The organism is Actinopolyspora alba, assembly GCF_900112765.1.
In the GTDB taxonomy this organism is placed as follows: Bacteria; Actinomycetota; Actinomycetes; order Mycobacteriales; family Pseudonocardiaceae; genus Actinopolyspora; species Actinopolyspora alba.
Window position 1 is genome coordinate 66,424 of record NZ_FOMZ01000005.1, and the last position, 22,943, is coordinate 89,366.

A 22,943-nucleotide genomic window follows, 5' to 3' on the forward strand; every position below is an offset into this window, starting at 1 on the left:
CCTTCGGTCGGTTGCGAACGCCCGCTTCAGGCGGCCGAACCGCCGAAGATCTCAATCGGCTTGCTATCGGGGGACAGCGTCACGATCGCCCGCTTGGTGTCCTTGCGTTTGCCGAAACCGGTGCGGGTCCGCTTGCGCTTGCCCTGGCGGTTGATCGTGTTGACACTCTTGACCTGCACGCCGAAGATCTTCTCGACCGCGATCTTGATCTCGGTCTTGTTGGAGGTCGGGCGCACCAGGAACGTGTACTGGTTCTCCGAGATCAGGCCGTAGCTCTTCTCGGAGATCACCGGCGCGATGATGATGTCTCGCGGATCGGGGATCACTGGTCTGCCTCCTCAGCCTGACTCGAAGTCGCGTCGGAAGTGACCGCGGTCTTGGCCGAACGACCCGGAGACCGTTCCGCGACGAAACGCTCGAAGGCTTCCTTGCTGAACACGACGTCGTCGTTGACCAGAACGTCGTAGGTGTTCAGCTGACCGGGGTCGATGATGTGCACGTGGGGAAGGTTGCGCAGGCTCAGCCACGCGTTCTCCTCGGTGCGGTTGAGCACCACCAGCACGCGCCGGGCGTCGGTGACGTTGCGCAGCGCGGCCTTGGCCTCCTTGGTGGAGGGCTTGTCACCGGTCGTCACCTGATTGATGACGTGCAGCTGCTCGGAACGCGCCCGGTCGGAGAGGGCACCGCGCAGGGCGGCGGCCTTCATCTTCTTGGGCGTGCGCTGCGAGTAGTCACGCGGGGTCGGGCCGTGCACCGTGCCACCGCCGACGAACTGCGGGGCGCGGATCGAACCCTGCCGGGCGTTACCGGTCCCCTTCTGGCGGTACGGCTTCTTGCTGCCGCCGGAGACCTCGCCGCGGGTCTTGACCGAGTGCGTGCCCTGCCGGGCCGCCGCGAGCTGTGCGGTCACGACCTGGTGCATCAGCGGCACGTTCGCCTGCGCGTCGAACAGCTCCGCGGGCAGATCGACCTGCCCGTCGGTCTTGCCTTCCGGGGTACGGACGTCGAGCTTCGCGGCCATCACGCACCACCCTTCGTAGAGCTCTTGACCAGCACGAGGCCACCGTTCGGGCCGGGAATGGCACCCTTGATCAGCAGCAGTCCGGACTCGTCGTCGACCCGGTGAACCTTGAGGTTCTGGGTGGTCACGCGGTTGCCGCCCATACGGCCGGGCATCTTCTTGCCCTTGAACACCCTGGCGGGGTAAGCGCAACCACCGATCGAGCCCGGCTTGCGGTGCACGGCCTGGGTACCGTGACTCATCGGCTGCCTGCCGAAGTTGTACCGCTTGATCGTGCCCGCGAAGCCCTTGCCCTTGCTGGTGCCGACCACGTCGACCTGGGCACCCGACTCGAACACGTCGGCCTTCAGCTCCTGGCCGAGTTCGTAGTCGTTGGCGTCCGAGGTGCGCAGCTCGACCAGGTGACGACGCGGCGTCACTCCGGCACGGGCGAACTGGCCACCACGTGGCTTGCTCACCTTGCGCGGATCGATGGCGCCGAACGCCAGCTGCACGGCCTGGTAGCCGTCGTTCTCGTTGGTACGGATCTGGGTCACCAGGTTGGGCCCGGCCTGCACGACCGTCACCGGGACAACCCGGTTGTTGTCGTCGAAGACCTGGGTCATCCCGAGCTTGGTGCCCAGAATCCCCTTCATCTGCCTTTCAGACATGGGTCTCGTTCTCTCCGCCGCCTGTCACTGAAACGAATGCGCGTCGACCGCTCACTGAATATTCACATCGACACTGGCCGGCAGGTCGATGCGCATGAGCGCATCCACCGTCTTGGGTGTCGGCTCGACGATGTCGATGAGTCGCTTGTGCGTCCGCATCTCGAAGTGCTCCCGCGAGTCCTTGTACTTGTGCGGGGAGCGGATGACGCAGTAGACGTTCTTCTCGGTAGGCAGCGGCACCGGCCCGACGACCGAAGCGCCGGTGCGCGTCACGGTCTCGACGATCTTGCGCGCGGACGCGTCGATCGCCTCGTGGTCGTAGGCCTTGAGCCGGATGCGGATCTTCTGTCCCGCCATAGTGGCTTGCCGTTCCTCTAGTCTCGTGCCGCTAGTACCTAGCGCGGTGCGCAGACCCGGCGCCGACGTCGCGGCGACCCGGCGGCCACGTGCTGAAGCGCACGTACCTGCCCGATCTCGCGAACGCGACACCACGGTTTCGCAGCCCGCCCCTGTTCAGGTGTCTGGGTGCCCGGTACACGCGGTCGGGCGTGTCGCCCGCGCGACGCAACCGGTCCCATCGATCCACGCCGATGAGATGGATCCTCGGATCCGTACACCTCGGGTTGCCACCTAATCGGCCCCGGCCGGAACGTCTGTCCGGCGGCACCCGCGCAACCGGAACGCCGCCCCGCGAAGGAAATCCACGGCAACGGCGTGCCCACGTCGAAGCGGCCGAACCGATCACGAACCGTGATTCACACGGGTCAGGAAGTTCGGCCGCCTCAACAGGCAACCCGTTCAGGGTGACACACCGAGTGCGTCGCCCCTGAATCGGGGTGGGTTCCGGGTCCGGTCACCACCGGGTCCGGAACCCTGCCCTCACTTGGTGACCTTGATGACGCGACCCGCGCCGACGGTACGGCCGCCCTCACGGATCGCGAAGCGCAGCCCTTCCTCCATGGCGATGGGCTGGATGAGCTGCACCGACATCTCCGTGTTGTCACCGGGCATGACCATCTCGGTGCCCTCGGGAAGGGTCACCACACCGGTCACGTCGGTGGTACGGAAGTAGAACTGCGGACGGTAGTTGTTGAAGAACGGCGTGTGCCTGCCGCCCTCGTCCTTGGACAGGATGTAGACCTGCGCCTCGAACTCGGTGTGCGGGGTGGTGGTGCCGGGCTTGATGACAACCATGCCCCGCTCGACGTCCTCACGCTTGACACCACGCAGCAGCAGACCGACGTTGTCGCCGGCCTCACCGCTGTCGAGCAGCTTGCGGAACATCTCGACACCGGTGACGGTCGTGCTGATCGGCTTCTCCTTGATGCCGACCATCTCGACGTTCTCGTTCACCTTGATGACACCGCGCTCGACACGGCCGGTGACCACGGTCCCGCGACCGGTGATGGAGAAGACGTCCTCCACCGGCATCAGGAACGGCTGGTCGGTGGCACGCTGCGGGTCCGGAACGCTGGAGTCCACCGCGTTGAGCAGCTCCATGATCTTCTGGCCCCACTCGGCGTCGCCCTCCAGGGCCTTCAGCGCCGAGACACGGACGATCGGTACGTCGTCGCCCGGGAAGTCCTGCTCGCTGAGGAGCTCACGGACCTCCATCTCGACCAGGTCCATGATCTCCTCGTCGTCGACCATGTCGGCCTTGTTCAGCGCGACGAGGATGTAGGGGACGCCGACCTGCTTCGCCAGCAGCACGTGCTCGCGGGTCTGCGGCATCGGGCCGTCGGTGGCGGCCACGACCAGGATCGCACCGTCCATCTGGGCGGCACCCGTGATCATGTTCTTCACGTAGTCCGCGTGGCCCGGAGCGTCCACGTGGGCGTAGTGCCGCGCCTCGGTCTGGTACTCGACGTGCGCGATCTGAATCGTGATCCCGCGGTCCTTCTCCTCCGGCGCCTTGTCGATGTCCTCGAAAGGCGTGTAGGGGTTCAGGTCCGGGTGGTTGTCGTGCAGGACCTTGGTGATAGCCGCGGTCAGTGTGGTCTTGCCGTGGTCAACGTGACCGATGGTCCCGATGTTGACGTGCGGCTTGTCCCTCTCGAACTTCGCCTTCGCCACTGGAATGTCCTCCTGGACTCGTCATCAATTTCCGCCCCGCCACGGGCTCGGGTCACGCGCCCTCTCGCGTGGGAGCCAGCTCCGGGCGGAATCCTGTCGGGTTGTGCCATCGGCCCGTTGTCCCGAGCGCGGAAACGGGCCGATGTCGGGCCACAGCGGAGTTACTCCCCCGTGGCCTTCGCGATGATCTCCTTGGCCACGTTCGCCGGAACCTCGCCGTAGGAGTCGAACACCATCGAGTAGTTCGCGCGACCCTGCGTCTTGGAACGCAGATCGCCCACGTACCCGAACATTTCGGACAGCGGCACCAGCGCCTTGACAACGCGGGAACCGCCACGCTCCTCCATGGCCTGAACGTGACCACGGCGGGAGTTGAGGTCGCCGATGACTTCACCCATGTATTCCTCGGGTGTCGTCGTCTCGACCGCCATCAACGGTTCGAGCAGCGCGGGACTGGCCTTGGAGCAGGCCTCCTTCATCGCCATCGAACCGGCGACCTTGAACGCCATTTCCGACGAGTCCACCTCGTGGTACTGGCCGTCCACCAAGGTCATCTTGACACCGACCATCGGATAGCCCGCCAGCACACCGACCTGCATGGCGTCCTGCGCGCCCTCGTCCACCGACGGAATGTACTCGCGGGGGATACGCCCACCGGTGATCTGGTTGTCGAACTCGTAGGTCGCGCTCTCCGAGCTCTGCTCGATCGGATCCAGGTTGACGACCACACGCGCGAACTGACCGGAACCACCGGTCTGCTTCTTGTGCGTGAACTCGTGCTTCTGGACCGACTTGCGGATCGTCTCGCGATAGGCGACCTGCGGCTTGCCGATGTTGGCCTCGACCTTGAAGTCGGTCTTCATCCGGTTGACCAGGACCTCGAGGTGGAGCTCACCCATGCCCTTGACGATGGTCTGCCCGGTCTCCTCGTCGAACTTGACCTGGAAGGTCGGGTCCTCTTCGGCGAGTTTCTGGATCGAGGTGGACAGCTTCTCCTGATCGGCCTTGGTCTTGGGCTCGATCGCGACCTCGATGACGGGGTCGGGGAAGCTCATCGACTCCAGAACGATCTGGTTCTGCGGGTCGCACAGGGTGTCACCGGTGCTGGTGTCCTTCAGTCCGACGACCGCGTAGATGTGCCCGGCCTGTCCCTCCTCGACCGGGTTCTCCTTGTTGGAGTGCATCTGGAACAGCTTGCCGATGCGCTCCTTGCGGTCCCGGATGGAGTTCATCACCTGGGCGCCCTGCTCGATCTTGCCCGAGTAGACCCGGACGTAGGTGAGCTTGCCGTAGAACGGGTGCACGGCCACCTTGAACGCCAGGGCCGAGAAGGGCTCCTCGGTGCTGGCCTGCCGCTCGGCGGCGTCGCCTGAGCCCGGCAGCACGCCCTGCACCGCGGGGATGTCCAGCGGCGAGGGGAGGTACTCCACGACCGCGTCCAGCATCGGCTGCACGCCCTTGTTCTTGAAGGCGGTCCCGCACAGCACGGGGAAGGCCTCCTGGCTCAGCGTGAGCGCACGGATGCCCTGCTTGATCTGCTCGACGGTCAGTTCCTCACCGCCGAAGTAGGCCTCCATGAGCTCTTCACTGGACTCGGCGACCGACTCGAGCAGCTCGTTGCGGTACTCGTTGGCGGTCTCGACCAGATCGGCCGGGATGTCCTCGAGTTCGTACTGCGCGCCCTTGGCCACGTCACCACGCCAGGTCAGCGCCTTCATGCTGACCAGGTCGACAACACCCTCGAAGTCGGACTCGCTGCCGATGGGCAGTTGCAGCACCAGCGGCTTGGCGTTGAGTCGTTCCCGGATGGTGCCGAGGGTGAAGTAGAAGTCGGCGCCCATCTTGTCCATCTTGTTGACGAAACAGATGCGCGGGACGCCGTACTTGTCCGCCTGGCGCCACACCTGCTCGGACTGGGGCTCGACCCCTTCCTTGCCGTCGAACACGGCGACGGCGCCGTCGAGCACGCGCAGCGAACGCTCCACCTCGGCGGTGAAGTCGACGTGCCCGGGGGTGTCGATGAGGTTGATCTGATGTTCCTGCCAGAACGTCGTGGTAGCAGCCGAGGTGATCGTGATACCCCGCTTCTGCTCCTCCGACATCCAATCCATCGTCGCGGCGCCGTCGTGTACCTCACCGAGCTTGTAGTTGATCCCGGTGTAGTACAGAACCCGTTCGGTCGTGGTGGTCTTGCCCGCGTCGATGTGGGCCATGATGCCGATGTTGCGGACCTTGGTCAGGTCGGTCAGCACGTCGCGTGCCACGAGTTAGTCCCCGTTCCTACAGCAAGCCTGAAGCCGTCGAATCGGTGAGCCGAGGCGGGCAATACAGCCGTGCCCGGCCTCACCACCGGTAATGCGCGAAAGCCTTGTTGGATTCCGCCATCTTGTGCGTGTCCTCGCGCTTCTTGACACTCGCACCGAGACCGTTGCTGGCATCGAGCAGCTCGTTGGTCAGGCGCTCGGTCATCGTCTTCTCACGACGCTGCCGGGAGAAACGAACCACCCAGCGCAGGGCCAGCGTGGTGGAGCGGCCCGCGCGCACCTCGACCGGGACCTGATAGGTCGCGCCACCGACGCGGCGGCTGCGTACCTCCAGCGAGGGCTTGATGTTGTCCAGCGCGCGCTTGAGCGTCACGATCGGGTCGGTGCCGGTCTTCTCGCGGCACCCCTCGAGCGCGGAGTAGACGATGCGCTCGGCGAGCGAGCGCTTGCCGTCCACCAGGACCTTGTTCACCAGCTGAGTGACCAGCGGCGAGCTGTACACGGGATCGGCGTTCAGCTGCCGCTTCGGTGCAGGACCCTTCCGGGGCATCAGCTCTTCTCCTTCTTCGCTCCGTACCGGCTGCGAGCCTGCTTACGATTCTTCACGCCCTGCGTGTCGAGCGAACCGCGAATGATCTTGTAGCGGACACCTGGGAGGTCCTTCACACGGCCACCGCGGACGAGCACGATCGAGTGCTCCTGCAGGTTGTGCCCCTCGCCGGGGATGTAGGCCGTGATCTCGACGCCGCTGGTGAGCTTGACACGAGCGACCTTGCGCAGTGACGAGTTCGGCTTCTTCGGAGTCGTGGTGTACACGCGGGTGCACACACCACGGCGCTGCGGGCTTCCCTTGAGCGCCGCGGTCGTCACCTTCGCGGCCTTGTCGTGGCGGCCCTTTCGGACCAGCTGCTGGATGGTGGGCATGGACCGGCTTTCTTCTCGAGCGTTCGCGTCTTGGTGGTACTCGTTAACAGCAGCGCTCGTTCGAGCACCGTTCGCACCCCTGGCGCCGAGCACCGCGTACGTAGGTCTCTGTGTACTTGGGCCTCTCCCGCGCCCTCACCCGCGACACGAGGTCGGGCGTGTCGCCCGTTCCTCAGCCGTTCGGCGGGGCGGCGTCCCAGCGGGCAGTGCCCCGGTGGGCCGTCAGGAGAGTTCCGCACCATCCACGGGCGCTCCCCCGCCGACCACGCGGGCGGTTCTCGCGCACGGACATGCGGAGTGACCCGAGGGGTTTCGGGTCCAAGTCATAAAGATACCTGCCCCGTTTGCGGAGGGTCAAAACGGGGGTGCGCGCCCGACTCGCCAACGTCCGCACCCGACTTTACTGCGGAAGGCAAGAGAGCGCGAGCACCTGGCCACCCGGCTCCCGCACTGTGGATGCCCGAGCACTTCCCCCGAGCCGCCCCACCCGCGGTTCTCCCGCTTCGCACTCCCGCGCGGAAAACCCGGTCAGGAATCGTCCAGCACATCGAGCTGCCCGGAGCTGACGCTGTTGATCCGTCGAGGAGCCGGTTTGGGGTGATGCGACTGCTCGCCACCCACTCCCTGATCACCGCGCCCCGCTCGCGGACGCGGTTCCGCCTCGTGGGAACCGGCCGCCCGCCCTTCGGGCTCCGGCCGAGTCTCGGGACCGAGGTCGACGCCCCGGTCGGGGCCACCCCCCGGAGCCGCGCCGGTTCTCCGGGGAGCCGCCACGGCGGATTCGGAGTCACCGTCGTCCGGGACCGTGCCGTCGCGAACGACCGCGCCGGGGTGGCCGGGGACGTCGGGATAGCCGGTGGCCTCGGAGTCCCCGGGGCCGTCGATGTGCCCGGCCGCCGCGGGGCGAGCGGAGACATCAGGGTGACCGGCACCGTCGGACACGGCCGGTATCACGTGGGTTCGTCGAACATCATCCGATCCGGGGAAGTGATCGACGGTTTCCCCACCTTCCGGCGCGTTCGAACCGAACGCGCCGGCATCGAAACCCGCTTCCGGCTCGCCGGGTTCGGTCCATCCGGTGCTCCCTCCGGAACCGGTTCCGGGACTCGACGCCCGCCCGGTTTCGAACCACGAGTCCGAGGGCTCGACCGGAACCGGGGTGTCGAAGGCGACGCGTTCATCACTTCCCGTCGCGGCGGGCGCCTCGGAAAGCTCCGCGACGAGCTCGGGCTCCTCGGGAACCCGGCGCTCCGCGTTGTCGACGTCCGCTGGATCGTGCTCCTCGGGGGCGCCGAGTGCGCCGGTGTGGACCGCGCGAGCTTCCGGGGAGGCCACGGCGTCGGAGTCCGGCTCCCGCGCGGCTGACGTCGCGGGCCCGTCGAACGCGCGCTCCGTACCGGGAAGCGGCGAACTCCCGTCGCGCCGCCCCGCTTCCGGGGCCGGGGCGGGAGGTTCCCCGGGCACGTCCGGCTCCGCGAACGCCCCGGACGACTCCTCGCTCGAAGACCGTTGCCCGGGACGGGCCGAGCCCACCTCGCCCTCCCCGACGATCCGGGAGGGATACCTGCGACGCCATTCACCGTCCGAGGCGGGAGAGCTCGCATCGGAGTTCTCCTCCGGGCGCAGTCGAGCGTCGAAGGCCGCGACGCAGTCCATCGCCATCCGCTGCACGACCTCGCGGAGTTCGAGCTCGGCCAGCCAATCCATCGGCAACGCCCCCACACCCAACAACGCGCCGACGATGGAACCGCAGACCGCTCCGCTCGCACTGCTGTTACCCGAGTGGCGAACCGCGACGCGCAGCGCACCACGCACGTCCTCCGACGCCAACGTCGCGCACACGGCTATGGCGAGCACCTCCGCCGCGCTCCGGCCACCGCCCAACCGCCGCGCGAGCCGTTCGGGATCCGGCGTGCCCTCGGCGGCGACATCCACCGCGGTGGCGAGCGCCGCACTGGTGTCCTCGTGTCCCTGCCAGGTCTCCAGCACCTGCAGCGCCAGCCAGACCCCCTCGTCGAGCCCCTTGCCCAGTACGGCCTGCTGCACGATCACCGCGAACGCCCCCGCGGGCAGATAACCGCTCGGATGGCCGTGGGTCAGCGAGGCCAGCCGCACCCCTACCTCGAAGACCTCCACGGGTTCGGCGGACCAGAAGGCGGCCGGGGTGGCCCGTACGAGCGCGCCACAACCGGTGGAGTTGTCCACGGGAGCCGTCTGCTCACCGTGCGCGGAACGCTCACCGAACGCCTCCAGCTCGCTGTACACGGCTGAACCGGGCGAACGCACGGCGAACAGCTCGGGGACCTCGACCAGCCAACCGTCCGGCTCCGGGTGATCGTCGGCCAGGCCACCGAGCGCCCACCGCCAGGAAACGCCCTGGCTGTACAGCCAGCGCTGGGCCGCGAGCCGCGACTCCGGCAGCGGGTCCACGGCGTCCGGTGAGTCCGAGTGCCCGGTGCAGGCACGAATCAACCCCTCGGTGCTGAACAGCACGGTCTGCGTAGCCGCTGTCACCGATCCGGGCGCCCCGGCGTACTCCGGAAGATCGGCGGGACCCGCCGCACCGTGGCGATCGGCGATTTCCTCGGCACTCAGCGGGGTGAGACCCGCCCCCAGGGCATCTCCCAACGCTCCACCCAGCAGACACCCCAGGATTCGTTCGGTCAGTGAGCGAGGGGCCGCATCGGCGTCCTCGGCGATCGCGTGCCCTCCCCCGACATGCGTGCCACTCGACTGCGCCTCGGTGGCGGAGGCATCACCCGACGCACGGTGGGTGGACTCGATCGACGAGTCGTCCCCCTCCACCGGGGGCTCGGCCAGGGGCTCGGCAGGCTCAGCGGGGTACTCGACAGGCTCAGCGGGGTACTCGACGGGGATGTCGGGAACGTATTCGACGGGTTGTTCACCGGGACCGTCCCCGGTTCCCTGTCCGAGATCGACCCCCTGGCCAGGAGCGGCTGTCGTCGCGTCCGCGCCCCACGTGGCCGGTTCGGGCCACGGGTGATCGGTCTCCGCGTCGACGACGGGGTCGGAGTCCCCAGGGTTCTCTCGCCCGGCGGAAGGCTGCCGAACGCTCTCGTCCACGCCGGAACCGTCCCGAGCGGGAGTGGGCGGTGTCACGAACGGCCCATCGCTGGGCTCGGAGACCTCCGGGGCGCCTTCCCGGTCCGTCGCCCCCGCCTCGTCCACCGATTCCGCCGTGGACGGCCGAACCGATCGATCGGTTTCCGGTGGCCACGGCACGTCCGGGGACGAGTCGAGCACCGAGGACAGCTCCGGTGAAGCCGTCTCGGCGGGCGGGGCTCCGGTGGTCCTGCTGCCCGGTAACGGCGGCAGCTGGTCGACACCGGGCAACCGGATCCGCGGCGCGGCCGATGTTTCGGCGTCCTGCGACGCGAACGGATCCGCACGCTCGCCACTCCCGTCACCGGATTCCTCGGGGGAGGCGGTCTCGCCGTGCGAGGTGTCCGACGCGGCGGGGTGCTCTTCTCGCGAAGGAGCGAGATACCCCCGCGCCAGCGGGTCGGTCGAGTCGGCGACTCCCTCGTCCACGCTGGGAACGGGCGTGCTCTCCGGACGGTCGATGTCGGCGATGTCTCCCACCGGCCCGGAGCCACCGCTGCCCGCGCTCGCCCCGCTTGGCTCCTGCCACGGGGACTCGGGAACGTGCTCGGAACTCGCGGTCGCCTCGGAGCCCGGGAGGTGTTCGGAATCCGGGGGATGTTCGGGGGCCGGGGAATGTTCGGGGTTCCCGCGCAACACGATCCGGTCGGTTCCCGGATCGGTTCCCCGCACGGGTGGCCGAGCCGTGGCGCTCTCCGCGGCGGGGTCGCCGGCGTCGTTCTCCGCCCGGGCGGCCGGTTCGGAACCGACGGCCGGTTCGGGGGGCGGCTGGTGCTCCTTCCCGATCGCGGGCAGCACCTGGGTGGGAGGGGCGGCCGCGTCCACCGTCCAGGCGGGGGAATCCAGGCCGCGTGCCCGCTCGGCGCTGTCGTCGACGTAACGCTGCGCCCACTTCGGGGTGGGTGGTGGCGGGGCGAACGCCTCCGCCGCGTCGGTGGACAGGGTGTTGACGATCTCGCGGATCTCCAGCTCGGCCGCCCACCGTTCGGGAATGGCCGCCGCACCGTGTATCGCCCCGGCCAACTGGCCGGCCAGCGCCCCGGCGATGCTGCTGTCCGCGGAGTGGTTGACCGCGGCGGTGACCGCGTCCGCGAACGTGGCCGCCGAGGCCACCGAGGCGAAGGCGATCCCCAGCTCCCCCAGCCCGTTGGACGGGCAGAACTCGATGTCCAGCACACGCGGATCGACCGGTCCGCCCTGCCGAGCGGTGAACACGGCCGCGTGCAACGTCCGCAGCACCCCAGCGGGCGGCACGCCCTGCTCCAGCTGCGAACGGTGGAGCTCCCAGGAGCGCACCGCGTCCCACAGCGGGATGCCGTTGATGAGCGCGCCGAGCACGTCCGAGTGCAACGCGCAGGCGGCACGGGTCTCGTAGTGCGAGGTCAGCAGCCCCGGAACCCGCGAGGCCACCGCGTTGACTGTCCGGGCCTCGCCGCTCCAGACCATCACCGGGGCAGTCCACACCAGACAGTCCGCGAAGGGCTGTTCCTCGGGTGGAACGGCCGAGGGCTGCCCGGGGGTGAGCTGTTCGGCCGGTACCCGGTCGGTCAACGCCGACAGCGTGCGAAGCGCGGGACCACCGGCATTCCGGGTGGAGAAAAGCTCCGATCTGCCGAGCAACCAACCCGTGGGCTCGGGATGACTGCGCCAGTAGCCGGACATGGCGTACGGCCAGGGCACTCCCTGGGTGTACAACCAGGCCAGGTGGTTGGCACGGATCACCGGAAGCGGATCCTGCTCCCCCGTGGCACGGGCACGCAGCAGGGCGTCCATGGTGAACACCGTCAGTTGGGTCAGATCCGTGACACCACCGCGGTTACCGAACACGGGCAGGTTGTCCACGACACCGCGCGGGCCGAGCCACTGCCGGATGGCTGACGAACTCCAACCACGAACCCCCGCACCCAACGCGTCACCGACCGCTCCGCCGAGCAACGCGCCGCGCAGTCGGTCCGACCAGCTCAACTGCCGGACCGCACCGGGTTGGCCGCCGGCCTGGGCGGGCCTGGACTGCCTGTCGGTCATCGGGGGGCTACTCCTGCTCGGTTCGGTCTTGCCGGGCCGCGAATCCGAAAACGCTCGACGTGGCCGATAACGACGGCGTCCGGACACCCGCCGGGTGTCCGGTTCCGACAGTCGCACGATCACGTCGAGCGGCTCCAGGAAGTTCACCCGTTCTCGCGTTCCACCGCGAACGACCCGATGACGAACGACCCGGACCGATCGGCTCGCGGCCGGAGTGATCCGAAGTACCGGGGAATCCGGATCACCGCCACGACCGAAAGAGTACCAACCGGGCGGGAACCCGATCCCACGATGAACCGATCAGTCCGATCCCTCGGCCCGACCCCGCCGCGGCGGCTGCGCGCGCGAGGTGATCGCCAGCCGGTTCCAGCTGTTGATGCCCGTGGCGGCCCAGGTCAGCACGGCCGCCTCCGCCTCGGAGAAAGTGCCGAGCACCCGCTGCCAGACCTCGTCGTCGACGTGGCTCTCACTCACGAGTGTGACCGCCTCGGCCAGTTCCAACGCCGCGCGTTCCCGCTCGGAGTAGAGCTCCACCTCCCGCCAGGCGGGCAGCACGTCGAGCCGTTGTTGGGAGATGCCGAGCTCGCGCGAGTCCGACAAGTGCATGTCCAGGCAGAACGCGCAGCCGTTGAGCTGCGAGGCCCGGATCTTGACCAGTTCGTAGATCTCCTTCTCCACACCGGCTCGTTTCAGCTCCTCCTGGATCGACTGCTCCAGGTTCCGCATCGCCCGGTAGACCTCCGGGGTGGCTTCGGCGAGGTTCATGCGTTGTTCGGTCATGGTGCGAATCTATGCACTCGCGGGACGCGGATATGGTCCAGTTCGATGCGTGACGACAGGTCCAGTTCGGATCGCTCCGGGCCGGGTGGTATCGACCTCCACCTGGAGCCCCGGGCGAGAGTGGGCAGCGGCGAGCTTGCAGCCTCACTGCGAACCGCGATCCGCGAGGACAGGCTCCCGCCGGGAAGCAGAGTTCCCTCCACCCGGGACCTGGCCGGCGACCTCGGAGTGTCCCGGGGCACCGTCACCCGCGCCTACGAGCTGCTCGTGGCCGAGGGGTTGCTCCTCACCCGGCAGGGGGCCTCGACCGTCGTCGCCGACACCGAGCCCCCGATCCGCCGACACGCCAGGGAGTCACCGGTCCGGCGACCCACCGACCTCCAATGGGACCTGCGCCCCGGGAAACCGGACCTGAGCATGTTCCCCCGTTCCGACTGGCTGGCCGCCCAGCAACGCGTGCTCCGCCACGTGCCCGCGGCTGAGCTCGACTACGGCCACCCGGCCGGACATCCGCTGCTGCGGGAGGCGTTGGCCGAGTACCTGGGGAGGGTTCGGGGAGTTCGCACCTCACCGGAGCGGATCGCCGTGTTCGGCGGTTACGGCCAGGCGCTGCGGGTCCTCGCGGAGGTGCTGCTGCGGCGCGGGACGCCTTCGGTGGACTTCGAGGACCCGTCGCTGCCGAAGTTGCGCGAGATCGCGGCCGAGGCGGGGCTGCGGGTGAACGGGGTCCCGCTGGACGAGTCCGGCTTCGATCCGCGTGGTTCGCACAGCCCCGTCCTCGTGGTGACACCGGCACACCAGTACCCGCTGGGGGTGACCATGTCCGCGGCACGACGCGCCGAACTGAGCAGGCTCGCGCGAACCGAGGACAGGCTGGTCCTCGAGGACGACTACGACGGTGAGTTCCGGTTCGACCGCGAACCGGTCGGGGCGCTGCAGCGGTGGGCACCCGAACAGGTGATCTACGCCGGAACGGCGAGCAAAACCCTGGCGCCCGGACTTCGGCTCGCCTGGCTGGCGCTGCCGGAGCGACTGGTGGAGCCGGTGCGCGAACGCAAGGCGGACGGCGACCGGACACCCCCGGTGACGGAACAACTCACCCTCGCCGAGATGCTGCGCTCCGGAAGCTACGATCAACATGTGCGGCGCTGCCGGGCCGGTTACGAGCGACGGCGACGGCGGATCGTGGCCGCGCTCACCGAATCCGAGGTGCGCCACGAGCTGTATCCCGCGGGGATCGCGGCAGGCCTGCACCTGACGCTGCGACTGGATCCGGAAGGGCTTTCCGAACAACGGGTGCTGCGACGACTGCGTCGGCATTCCGTGGCGGTGGAAGGTCTCGCCGAACACTGGATGGACGACCGGCGGCGACAGGAGGGTCTGGTGATCGGTTACGCCGCTCCGCCGGGACACGCGTTCGGGCCGGCGCTGCGAACGTTGTTGAGTGTCCTGTCGGAGAGCTGAACCGGAGACTCGAGGGCACGACGACGGAGTCGGGGCGTTGGCTATCAGGGCCTATTCCCGCCGTGACCACGGCAGTACCGCACGAAGCAGTATCGAACAGGCGTTCTATCCTGACCTTTTTCGCTGGTGTGACCGAGAGAGGAAACGTGAACGAACAACAAGACGTGACCACCGAGCAGCCCACCGCCGAACAGAACGTCACCCCCCAGGGCGCCACTGAGCAGGGGGATGCGGAGCGGGGAACCGAGAACGCCGAGGCGAGCAACGGCAGCGCGGAGCAGGGCACCCAGAAAAAGACCAAGGGGCGCAAGCAGACCGGTGCGCGCAAGACACGTCAGGTGGAACTGACGCTGACGGTCAGTGGAACCGCCGAGGGCGAGTGGCAGGCCGACCTGACGCACGCGGGCAAGAAGATCGTGCAGGGACTCCCGATCGCCGCCTCCGCCGTTTCCAAGGCGGCCGGTGAACTGCACGACGACATCTCGGAAGCGATCGAGTCGGTGCTTTCCGAGGCCCGCCAGCAGCACGAGGCCAGGCTGGCCGAGTTGGAGGCGGAACTGCAGCGGGTGCGCAAGACGCTGGAGGATCTGGAGAGCTGACCTCCGGTTCGAGCATTTCCGGCTCGGTTGCGGAGGGGATCGCTCGGCGGAACCTCTCGCACGGCTCTCGCTCCGGGAGGCCCGACATCGGGTAGCGACCTACACAACGTCGGGCCTTCCTCGCGAGAGCCGCACCGGGGAAACCGCGGCGGTGCGAGCCGCGTAGCCGCGGTGTTTCGGACCGCGTCAATTTCTCGCGAAATCGCCGCGCCACCGGCTCAACCGAGCAACGCGAGCCGCCACCCTTCGAAAAAAGCTCCCTGCTCGGAGGAGACGAGCAGGGAGCCTGGCGACCACGACGGTGCGCCGAACACTTCCCGGTTCGGCGCACCGTTTCGCGTCAGCGGTAGTCGCGACCGAAGTCGAAGTCGTCCAGCGGAACCGCGGCACCGGTACCCGGGCCGAACACGTCCGGCGCGTAGTAGCCGTCGTCGTAGGACGGGATCGCGTAGGCCGCGGCCCGTGCCTCCTCGGTCGGCTGCACCTGGATGTTGCGGTACTTGTTGATACCGGTACCGGCCGGGATCAACTTACCGATGATGACGTTCTCCTTCAGACCGATCAGCTTGTCGCTGGCGCCCTCGATCGCGGCGTTGGTCAGGATCCTGGTGGTCTCCTGGAAGGAGGCCGCCGACAGCCACGACTCGGTCGCCAGCGACGCCTTGGTGATACCCATCAGCACCGGACGGCCGGAGGCGGGGTCGCCGCCCTCGGAGACCACGCGGCGGTTCTCCGACTCGAACTGCGCCCGCTCGACCGGCGAACCGGGCAGGAACTCGGTGGCGCCGGAGTCGATGATGATCACACGACGCAGCATCTGCCGGACGATGACCTCCACGTGCTTGTCGTGGATGCCCACACCCTGCGAGCGGTAGACCTCCTGCACCTCGCGGACCAGGTGCAACTGTGCCTCCCGCGGGCCGAGCACGCGCAGGATCTCGTGCGGATCGACCGCACCCTCCATGAGCCGCTGCCCGACCTCGACGTGGTCACCGTCCTCGAGCTGGCGCTCCGTGCCACCCACGTTGAGAACCGCGAGCCGCTGCCGCTTGGACAGCTTGTCGTAGGTGATGTCCTCACCGCCGTCGTCCGGGGTGAGCGTCATCTTCCAGTAGCGGTCGTTGTCCTCCAGCTTGACCCGTCCGGAGGCGTCGGCGATCGGCGCCTTGCCCTTCGGCAACCTGGCCTCGAACAGCTCCTGCACACGCGGCAGACCGGCCGTGATGTCGTCACCGCCGACACCGCCCTGGTGGAAGGTACGCATGGTCAGCTGCGTACCCGGCTCACCGATGGACTGGGCGGCCACGATGCCGACCGCCTCGCCGACGTCGACGAGCTTGCCGGTGGCCATGGACCGGCCGTAGCAGTAGGAGCAGACTCCCGAACCGGACTCGCAGGTCAGCACGCTGCGGACCCGCACGGTGCTCACACCGGCCGAGATCAGTGTCTCGATGGCGGGGTCACCCAGGTCCGAGCCCCTGGTGAGCAGGATGTTGCCGTCGGAGTCGGTGACGTCCTCGGCGGTCATCCGGGCGTAGACGCTGGTCTCGACGTGCTGCTCGCGGACCAGTTTGCCGTCCGGCGTGGTCTCGCCGATCGGCATCCGGATACCGCGGTCGGTGCCGCAGTCGTTCTCGCGCACGATCACGTCCTGCGAGACGTCGACCAGACGACGGGTCAGGTATCCCGAGTCGGCGGTACGCAGCGCGGTGTCGGCCAGACCCTTGCGGGCACCGTGGTTGGAGATGAAGTACTCCAGCACCGACAGACCCTCTCGGAAGTTGGTCTTGATCGGGCGCGGGATGTACTCACCCTTGGGGTTGGAGACCAGTCCACGCATACCGGCGAGCTGCACCACCTGGGACATGTTCCCGGCGGCACCGGACTTCACGATCATGCTGATCGAGTTGTCATCCGGGAAGTTGTTCTCCATCGCCTCGGAGACGTCGTCCTTGGCCGCGTTCCAGACCTTGACGAGCTCGGCGTTGCGCTCGACGTGGGAGAGCGCACCGCGCCGGTAGCGCTTCTCCACCTGGTCCGCCTTCTCCTCGTAGGAGTCGAGGATCTCCTTCTTGTTCGGCGGCACGATCACATCGGAGATCGCGGTGGTGACACCGGACCTGGTGGCCCAGTAGAAACCCGCGTCCTTGAGCTTGTCCAGCGTCTGGGCGACCGAGACCATCGGGTAGCGCTCGGCGAGATCGTTGACGATCGCACCCTGGGCCTTCTTCGGCAGCAGCCGGTTCACGAACGGGTAGTCAGCCGGCAGCAGCTCGTTGAACATCACGCGGCCGAGGGTGGTTCGCAGCGTCAGCGAGCTGCCGGGTTCCCAGTCCTCGGGCGTGTCGTCCTTGGTCGGGACGACGTCCTTCATCCGGATCCTGACCATCGCCTGCAGGTCGAGCGATCCCCGATCGTGGGCCATCAACGCCTCGTCGTACGAGGAGAAGGCGTGTCCCTCACCGGTGGCACCGTCGACCTGGCGGGTCAGGTAGTACAGCCCGGTGACCATGTCCAGTCGCGGCATGGCCAGCGGACGTCCCGAAGCGGGCGAGAGGATGTTGTTGCTGGACAGCATCAGCACCCTGGCCTCGGCCTGGGCCTCGGCGGACAGTGGCAGGTGAACCGCCATCTGGTCACCGTCGAAGTCGGCGTTGAACGCCTCGCAGACCAGGGGGTGCAGCTGCACCGCCTTGCCCTCCACGAGCTGCGGTTCGAACGCCTGGATACCCAGCCGGTGCAGCGTGGGCGCACGGTTGAGCAGCACCGGGTGCTCGGAGATGACCTCCTCGAGCACATCCCAGACCTGCGGGCGCTGCCGCTCGACCATCCGCTTGGCGGACTTGATGTTCTGCGCGTGGTTGAGGTCGACCAGCCGCTTCATGACGAACGGCTTGAACAGCTCGACCGCCATTTCCTTCGGAAGACCGCACTGGTGCAGCTTCAGCTGCGGACCGACGATGATCACCGAACGGCCGGAGTAGTCCACGCGCTTACCGAGCAGGTTCTGCCGGAAACGGCCCTGCTTACCCTTGAGCAGGTCGGACAACGACTTCAGCGGCCGGTTGCCCGGACCGCTGACCGGACGGCCGCGCCTGCCGTTGTCGAACAGCGCGTCGACCGACTCCTGCAGCATCCGCTTCTCGTTGTTGATGATGATCTCGGGGGCGCCGAGGTCGATCAGACGCTTGAGGCGGTTGTTGCGGTTGATGACCCTGCGGTAGAGGTCGTTGAGGTCGGAGGTCGCGAAGCGGCCACCGTCGAGCTGCACCATGGGGCGCAGGTCCGGCGGAATCACCGGGATCGCGCCCAGCACCATGCCCTGCGGGCTGTTCTTGGTCGTCTGGAACGCGGCGACGACCTTCAGCCGCTTGAGGGCACGCAGCTTCTTCTGCCCCTTGCCGTTGCGGATGACCTCGCGCAGTCCTTCCGCCTCGGCGTCGATGTCGAAGTTGGCGAGCAGGGCCTCGATCGACTCGGCGCCCATGCCGCCGGTGAAGTACTCGCCGTAGCGGTCGTAGAGCTCGCGGTACAGCGACTCGTCCGAGATCAGCTGGCGAGGCTCCAGCTTGGTGAAGGTCTCCCAGATCTCGTCGAGCTTGTCGATCTCCTTCTGCGCCCGCTCGCGGATCTGGCGCATCTCGCGCTCGCCGCTCTCCTTGACCCTGCGGCGGACATCGCTCTTGGCGCCCTCGGTCTCGAGCTCGGCGAGATCCGACTCGAGCTTCTGCGCCCGCGCCTCCAGGTCGGAGTCACGCTGGTCGGCGATGTTCTTGCGCTCGACGCCGATCTCGCTCTCCAGCGTCGGCATGTCGTTGTGCCGCATCTCGGTGTTGACCGAGGTGATCACGTACGACGCGAAGTAGATGATCTTCTCGAGATCCTTGGGCGCCAGGTCGAGCAGGTAACCGAGCCTGCTCGGCACACCCTTGAAGTACCAGATGTGCGTGACCGCGGCGGCGAGCTCGATGTGGCCCATCCGCTCACGCCGCACCTTGGCGCGAGTGACCTCGACACCGCAGCGCTCGCAGATGATGCCCTTGAACCGGACTCGCTTGTACTTGCCGCAGTAGCACTCCCAGTCCCGGGTGGGCCCGAAGATCTTCTCGCAGAAAAGGCCGTCCTTTTCCGGCTTGAGGGTGCGGTAGTTGATGGTCTCGGGTTTTTTGACCTCGCCGTACGACCATTGGCGGATCTCGTCGGCGGTCGCCAGTCCGATACGGAGTTCGTCGAAGAAGTTGACGTCAAGCACGTCGGATCTTCTCCCTTTGTTGGGTGTGTGCCGGGTGGACGTGGGGCCGGTTCGCGGCGGCCACTGCGGGCTGCCGCGAACCGGCGACGAGGTCAGTTGACGACGTCGTCGACCGAGGGGGCCTCGTTCTTGGACAGGTTGATGCCGAGGTTGGCCGCCGCGCGTTCGAGGTCCTCGTCGTCACCGTCCCGCATCTCGATGGCGGCACCGTCGCTGGAGAGCACCTCGACGTTCAGGCACAGCGACTGCAACTCCTTGAGCAGCACCTTGAACGACTCCGGAATACCCGGCTCTGGGATGTTCTCACCCTTGACGACCGCTTCGTAGACCTTGACGCGACCGAGCACGTCGTCGGACTTGATCGTCAGCAGTTCCTGCAGCGTGTAGGCGGCACCGTAGGCCTGCATCGCCCAGCACTCCATCTCACCGAAGCGCTGGCCACCGAACTGGGCCTTACCGCCCAGCGGCTGCTGGGTGATCATCGAGTACGGCCCGGTCGACCGTGCGTGGATCTTGTCATCCACCAGGTGCAGCAGCTTGAGGATGTACATGTAGCCGACCGCCACGCGGTGCGGGTACGGCTCCCCGCTGCGCCCGTCGATCAGCATCGCCTTGCCGTCGCCGTCCACGACGCGCTCCCCGTCGCGGTTCGGCCTCGTCGACGACAGCAGACCGGTGATCTCCTCCTCGCGAGCACCGTCGAAGACCGGGCTGGCCGTCTTGGTACCCGGCTCGACGTCGTAGAGCTCCTCGGGGATCTTCTTCGCCCAGTCCGGATCCCCGTCGATCGACCACCCCTGCGAGGCGATCCAGCCGAGATGGGTCTCCAGGACCTGCCCGATGTTCATACGCCGCGGCACACCGTGAGTGTTGAGGATGATGTCCATCGGGGTGCCGTCCTTGGTGAACGGCATGTCCTCGATCGGCAGGATCTTGCCGATAACACCCTTGTTGCCGTGCCTACCGGCGAGCTTGTCACCGTCCTGGATCTTGCTCTTCTGGGCCACGTAGACCCGGACGAGCTCGTTGACCCCGGGCGGGAGTTCGTCGTCCTCCTCGCGGTTGAACACGCGGACGCCGATGACCTTGCCGGTCTCACCGTGCGGCACCTTCAGCGAGGTGTCCCTGACCTCCCTGGCCTTCTCCCCGAAGATCGCGCGGAGCAGCCGCTCCTCCGGGGTCAGCTCGGTCTCGCCCTTGGGAGTGACCTTGCCGACGAGGATGTCGCCGCCCTGGACCTCGGCACCGATGCGGACGATGCCGCGCTCGTCGAGGTCGGAGAGCACGTCCTCGGAGACGTTCGGGATGTCCCTGGTGATCTCCTCGGAGCCCAGCTTGGTGTCGCGGGCGTCGACCTCGTGCTCCTCGATGTGGATCGAGGTGAGCACGTCGTCCTGCACCAGCCGCTGGGAGAGGATGATCGCGTCCTCGTAGTTGTGCCCCTCCCACGGCATGATGCCGACGAGCAGGTTCTTGCCCAGCGCCATCTCGCCGTCCTCGGTCGAGGGACCGTCGGCGATGACCTGCCCTGCCTCGACCCGGTCGCCCTCGTTGACGATGGGCTTCTGGTTGATGCAGGTCCCGTGGTTGGACCGGGCGAACTTCTGCAGCCGGTAGGTACGCCGGTTGCCGTCGTCGTCCATGACCGTGAGGTAGTCGGCGCACAGGTCCTCGACGACACCCGCCTTCTCCGCGGTGATGACGTTGCCCGCGTCGACGGCGGCACGGAGCTCCATGCCGGTACCGACGAGCGGGGACTCGCTGCGCAGCAGCGGAACCGCCTGCCGCTGCATGTTGGCACCCATCAGGGCGCGGTTGGCGTCGTCGTGCTCCAGGAACGGCAGCATCGCCGTGGCCGCCGAGACCATCTGACGCGGCGAGACGTCCATGTACTCGATCTCGGTGGGGGCGAGCAGCTCGACCTCGCCGCCCTTGCGCCTGCCGAGCACGCGGTCCTCGAGGAAGTTGCCGTCGTCGTCGATCGGCGTGTTGGCCTGCGCCTTGGTGTAGCGGTCCTCCTCGTCGGCGGTGAGGTAGTCCACCTGGTCGGTGACCACACCGTCGACCACCTTGCGGTAGGGAGTCTCGATGAACCCGAACGGATTGACCCGGCCGAAGGTGGCCAGCGAACCGATCAGACCGATGTTCGGCCCTTCCGGTGTCTCGATCGGGCACATCCGGCCGTAGTGCGAGGGGTGGACGTCACGAACCTCGACGCCCGCACGCTCCCTGGAGAGACCGCCCGGCCCCAGTGCCGAGAGCCTGCGCTTGTGCGTCAGGCCGGCCAGGGGGTTGGTCTGGTCCATGAACTGGGAGAGCTGCGAGGTGCCGAAGAACTCCTTGATCGCGGCGACGACCGGGCGAATGTTGATCAGTGTCTGCGGTGTGATCGCCTCGACGTCCTGGGTCGTCATGCGCTCGCGGACGACGCGCTCCATCCGGGAGAGGCCGACACGCACCTGGTTCTGGATCAGCTCACCCACGGTGCGCAGCCTGCGGTTACCGAAGTGATCGATGTCGTCGAGCTCGACCGGGACGTCGTTGTCCTCGGATCCCATCGAGTTCTCGCCGGCGTGCAGCCGGACCAGGTACTCGATGGTGGTGGCGATGTCGTCGTGCGTGAGCACGCCCGAGGTGAACGGCAGGTCGATGCCGAGCTTCTTGTTGACCTTGTAGCGGCCGACGCGGGCGAGGTCGTAACGCTTCTCCTTGAAGAAGAGGTTCTCCAGCAGCGTCTGCGCGCTCTCCTTCGTCGGTGGCTCGCCGGGGCGCAGTTTGCGGTAGATGTCCAGCAGGGCCTCGTCCTGGCCCGAGGTGTGGTCCTTCTCCAGGGTCGACAGCATCGTCTCGGAGAAGCCGAACCGCTCACGGATGCCCTCGGCGGTCCATCCCAGTGCCTTGAGCAGGACGGTGACCGGCTGCCTGCGCTTGCGGTCGATCCGCACACCGACGGTGTCGCGCTTGTCGACGTCGAACTCCAGCCAGGCACCCCTGCTCGGGATGATCTTCGCGCTGTAGACGTCCTTGTCGGTCGACTTGTCGACGGTCTGGTCGAAGTAAACGCCGGGCGACCGGACCAGCTGCGAGACCACGACACGCTCGGTGCCGTTGATGATGAAGGTGCCCTTGTCGCTCATCACGGGGAAGTCCCCCATGAAGACGGTCTGGCTCTTGATCTCGCCCGTCGTCTGGTTTATGAACTCCGCCGTGACGAACAGCGGAGCCGCGTAGGTCATGTCCTTGTCCTTGCACTCCTCGATGGAGGCCTTGACCTCATCGAACCGCGGGTCGGAAAAGGACAGCGACATGGAGCCCGAGAAGTCCTCGATCGGGGAGATCTCGTTGAGGACCTCTCCCAGACCACCAACGGGCATTTCCTCGCCGGCATCGACCCGGCGCTGGAACCAGGCCTCGTCACCGACGAGCCATTCGAAGGATTGGACCTGCAGATCGAGCAGGTCTGGTACTTCCAGCGGCTCACGGATCTTCTCGAATGAGACCCGCCTGGGGGCCCCAGGGATCCCCCTCGTGAAGTTGGAAGCTGCAGAGACCTTGGTCGCGCGGGAGACTGCCAAGATGCGTCCTTCCGGGACTCTGAACTGGCTGCAACCGCTTCCGGAGCGTTGGGTGTAAGTGTCCGGATAGCACGGCTGTCAAGGGTGCAATGGCGCCCGCAATCCGGAAAACCCCAGCGCAGGGGTCCATTACTGAGTCCTCAGGCCAGGGAACGGAGAATGCGGGCAGCGCAACGTAGCAGTCTAGCGCGCG

The 22,943-nt window shown here is 67.3% G+C and carries 14 protein-coding genes; 2 read left to right on the plus strand and 12 right to left on the minus strand.

Annotated elements, in window-relative coordinates:
• Positions 1-26: 26 nt before the first annotated feature.
• From rplW to BM150_RS08535, 10 genes are all read right to left on the minus strand, one after another.
• Positions 27-326 (minus strand): 50S ribosomal protein L23, encoded by a 300-nt coding sequence (gene rplW / locus BM150_RS08490; RefSeq protein ID WP_043570394.1) that lies wholly within the window; start codon positions 324-326, stop codon positions 27-29.
• The gene (gene rplD / locus BM150_RS08495; RefSeq protein ID WP_092925854.1) at positions 323-1,021 is read right to left on the minus strand and encodes a 50S ribosomal protein L4; all 699 of its coding nucleotides are present in this window, start codon (positions 1,019-1,021) and stop codon (positions 323-325) included. The genes rplW and rplD overlap by 4 nt, the downstream gene beginning before the upstream one ends.
• Positions 1,021-1,671, minus strand: coding sequence for a 50S ribosomal protein L3 (gene rplC, locus BM150_RS08500; RefSeq protein ID WP_092626232.1), 651 nt, complete (start codon positions 1,669-1,671; stop codon positions 1,021-1,023). Before rplC ends, rplD begins: the two co-directional genes overlap by 1 nt.
• Positions 1,672-1,722: 51 nt before the next feature.
• Complete coding sequence (gene rpsJ, locus BM150_RS08505) at positions 1,723-2,028, minus strand: 30S ribosomal protein S10 (RefSeq protein WP_017976809.1); 306 nt, start codon at positions 2,026-2,028, stop codon at positions 1,723-1,725.
• Positions 2,029-2,550: 522 nt separating this feature from the next.
• On the minus strand, positions 2,551-3,744 hold the full coding sequence (gene tuf / locus BM150_RS08510) for an elongation factor Tu (RefSeq protein ID WP_092925856.1): 1,194 nt from the start codon (positions 3,742-3,744) through the stop codon (positions 2,551-2,553).
• Positions 3,745-3,905: 161 nt separating this feature from the next.
• Complete coding sequence (gene fusA, locus BM150_RS08515; protein WP_092925858.1) at positions 3,906-6,008, minus strand: elongation factor G; 2,103 nt, start codon at positions 6,006-6,008, stop codon at positions 3,906-3,908.
• 79 nt (positions 6,009-6,087) lie between these two features.
• On the minus strand, positions 6,088-6,558 hold the full coding sequence (gene rpsG / locus BM150_RS08520) for a 30S ribosomal protein S7 (RefSeq protein ID WP_092626238.1): 471 nt from the start codon (positions 6,556-6,558) through the stop codon (positions 6,088-6,090).
• Positions 6,558-6,932 carry a 30S ribosomal protein S12 gene (gene rpsL / locus BM150_RS08525; protein ID WP_043570381.1) on the minus strand — a complete coding sequence of 125 codons (375 nt, stop codon included), beginning with the start codon at positions 6,930-6,932 and terminating at the stop codon, positions 6,558-6,560. Before rpsL ends, rpsG begins: the two co-directional genes overlap by 1 nt.
• Before the next feature lie 528 nt (positions 6,933-7,460).
• Entirely contained in the window at positions 7,461-12,080 is a 4,620-nt protein-coding gene (locus BM150_RS08530; RefSeq protein ID WP_092926261.1) for an ADP-ribosylglycohydrolase family protein, read from the minus strand.
• Between the two features lie 300 nt (positions 12,081-12,380).
• The gene (locus BM150_RS08535) at positions 12,381-12,860 is read right to left on the minus strand and encodes a carboxymuconolactone decarboxylase family protein (protein ID WP_092925860.1); all 480 of its coding nucleotides are present in this window, start codon (positions 12,858-12,860) and stop codon (positions 12,381-12,383) included.
• A 45-nt stretch (positions 12,861-12,905) separates the two neighbouring features.
• Between BM150_RS08535 and pdxR the strand changes: the two genes are divergently transcribed.
• On the plus strand, positions 12,906-14,324 hold the full coding sequence (pdxR, locus tag BM150_RS08540) for a MocR-like pyridoxine biosynthesis transcription factor PdxR (protein ID WP_092925862.1): 1,419 nt from the start codon (positions 12,906-12,908) through the stop codon (positions 14,322-14,324).
• A gap of 146 nt (positions 14,325-14,470) precedes the next feature.
• Positions 14,471-14,923 carry a DUF6319 family protein gene (locus tag BM150_RS08545; protein WP_092925864.1) on the plus strand — a complete coding sequence of 151 codons (453 nt, stop codon included), beginning with the start codon at positions 14,471-14,473 and terminating at the stop codon, positions 14,921-14,923.
• Between the two features lie 340 nt (positions 14,924-15,263).
• Here BM150_RS08545 and BM150_RS08550 read toward each other — a convergent pair whose 3' ends face one another.
• Complete coding sequence (locus tag BM150_RS08550; RefSeq protein WP_092925866.1) at positions 15,264-19,175, minus strand: DNA-directed RNA polymerase subunit beta'; 3,912 nt, start codon at positions 19,173-19,175, stop codon at positions 15,264-15,266.
• A 92-nt stretch (positions 19,176-19,267) separates the two neighbouring features.
• The gene (gene rpoB / locus BM150_RS08555) at positions 19,268-22,750 is read right to left on the minus strand and encodes a DNA-directed RNA polymerase subunit beta (protein ID WP_092925868.1); all 3,483 of its coding nucleotides are present in this window, start codon (positions 22,748-22,750) and stop codon (positions 19,268-19,270) included.
• Between the last annotated feature and the right edge of the window lie 193 nt (positions 22,751-22,943).